This is a genomic window from Bradyrhizobium sp. P2_E8, assembly GCF_056403875.1.
In genome coordinates this window covers 1-2,326 of record NZ_JBFUES010001087.1, presented here as the reverse complement: position 1 = coordinate 2,326, position 2,326 = coordinate 1, and the positions used below count along the sequence as shown (strand labels likewise).

The window sequence follows — 2,326 nt, the reverse complement described above, 5'->3', positions numbered from 1 at the left end:
ATGCTCGACCGGCTGACCAGCCTTGAAGTCTTCGCCAAGGTCGCGGCGATCGGCAGCCTGTCGGGCGCGGCCCGGGCCATGGGCCTGTCGCAGACCATGGTGACCAAGCATGTCGCCGCGCTCGAGGCCCGGCTCGGCACAAAGCTGTTCCACCGGACCACGAGGCGGCTGTCCATCACCGAGGCCGGACGGAGCTATCTGGAATCCTCCGAGCGCATCCTCGCCGACATGGAGGCCGCCGACGCCGCGGTCGCACGCGAGCGCGTCGAGCCGCGCGGGCTGCTGCGGGTCAACGTGCCCGTCGTGTTCGGCACGCGGCAGATCGCGCCGGCGATCGCCGAGTTTTCGGAACGCCATCCCGAGGTCACCGTCGAGCTCGGCCTCAACGACCGCCTCGTCGATCTCGCCGAGGAAGGCTGGGACCTCGCGATCCGCATCGGCAAGCTGCGCGACTCCAGCATGGTGGCGCGAAAGCTCGCGCCGAACCGCCTCGTGGTCTGCGCCGCGCCGTCCTATCTGGCGAAACACGGCACGCCGCGCTGTGTCGCGGACCTCGCCGCGCATAACTGCCTCGGCTACACGCTTTCGCAGCAGGCGAGCGCGGCGGAATGGCTGTTCGGCGCCGACGGCGAAATCCGCGTCCAGGTCAGCGGCACCCTGCGCGCCAACAATGGCGATGCGCTGCGCGCGGCAACATTGGCGGGCCTCGGCCTGGCGCGACAGCCAACCTTCATCATCGCCGACGACCTTCGCGCCGGCACGCTTCTGGCGCTTCCGCTCGACCAGCCGGAGATCCAGACCTCGGCCGTGCATGCGGTCTACCTGCCCGACCGCCGTCCGCCGGCCAAGGTGCGCGCCTTCATCGACTTTCTCGCCGGGCATTTTGCGCCTGACCCGCCCTGGGACCGCTGACTGTTCTGACGGCACACGGCCTGACACGCCAGCTCCGCTGCCCATTTTGCCGCAGCTCGCAACGTGATCCAGTGCACAGACAGGGTCATGGCGGACGACTAGAAACGGTGACATCATCGCGCCCATTGCCGATGGAGGTGACACCATGCGCCGTCCAATCCTCAGTCATTTGTTCCTTGCTTCCAGCCTTCTTGCACTCACGCAGCTGATGACGCCGACGGAGGCCGCAGCCGAAACGCGGCTCGCCCTCGTGATCGGCCAATCCGCCTATCGCACGGTGCCGGAGCTGCCCAACGCCGCCAACGACGCCAAGGGCATGACGGAGCTGCTCGGCAATGCTGGCTTCACCGTCACCGCGGCGGCCAATCTCGGGCAGAACGAGATGCGCACCGCGATCTCGGATTTCGCCGGCAAGGTCAGCGCCAGCGGCGCCGACACCGTCGCGCTGGTGTTCTATGCCGGCCACGGCCTTCAGATCGACGGCGAGAACTATCTGGTGCCGGTCGATCTCGATCCCAAGCGCGAGGCCGACATTCCGCTCCAGGGCGTGCGGCTGAACGATCTGCTCAACACGCTCGGCGCGCTGCCGACGCGGGCGCGCATCTTCATGCTCGATGCCTGCCGCAACAACCCCTTCCCAGCGCTGAGCGGCGCCGGACACGGGCTTGCGATCGTCGACACCAAGGCCGGCGCGCCCGGCTCGTTCATTTCCTATTCGACCTCGCCCGGCGCCGAGGCCGAGGACGGCTCCGGCATCGACAGCCCCTACACCACCGCGGCGCTCTCGGTCGCAAAGCAACCGAACCTGCCGATCGAGGAAGTGTTCAAGCGCATCCGCATCGCCGTGGCGCAGTCGACCGACGGACGGCAGATCCCGTGGGAAAGCTCGTCGCTGACGACCGACTTCAAGTTCTTCGGCGGCGAGAGTAGCAGCCAGCAGCCCGCCCTTCCCGGCGCATCCGCCATGGCGCTCGCCGGCGGCACGCGCAGTGTCGCGGACTGGCGCAAGGATTTGCAGGGCAGGGAGGCGAAGGTCGCCTATGAGCTCGTGATCGCCGACGACACCGCCGAGGCGTATCAGGCCTATATCGAGCTGTACACGCAGGACGCCCGCACGCCGCGCCTGCGCACGGTGCTGGAGCGCCGGCGCCAGATGCTGGCCTGGGAGCGCGCGGTCGCGATCAACACCCGCGCYTCGTTCGAGGCCTACCTCGCGAACTGGGACAACAGCGACCTCGCCGCAACCGCGCGCAGGCTGCTGCTCCGCGTGCAGAACCGCAACTACGTCCTGCCCGCGACGGTCGCAGCCACGCCCGTCCCGGTCGCCGTCGCGATGGCCCCGACCTGCCCGTGCTCGACGCCCACGCCTCCGGCTAGCCCGGTCAACCCGGCCGTGGCGCCTGTGATCAAGAAG

Annotated in this window: 2 protein-coding genes; both read left to right on the top strand. The window is 68.7% G+C overall.

The window, feature by feature from the left end; genetic code table 11:
• The coding region (locus AC1D00_RS37000) for a LysR family transcriptional regulator (RefSeq protein WP_477014069.1) at positions 1 to 912 on the top strand (912 nt) is incomplete at its 5' end.
• A 145-nt stretch (positions 913 to 1,057) separates the two neighbouring features.
• On the top strand, positions 1,058 to 2,326 hold a 1,269-nt coding region (locus tag AC1D00_RS36995; protein ID WP_477014068.1), incomplete at its 3' end, for a caspase family protein.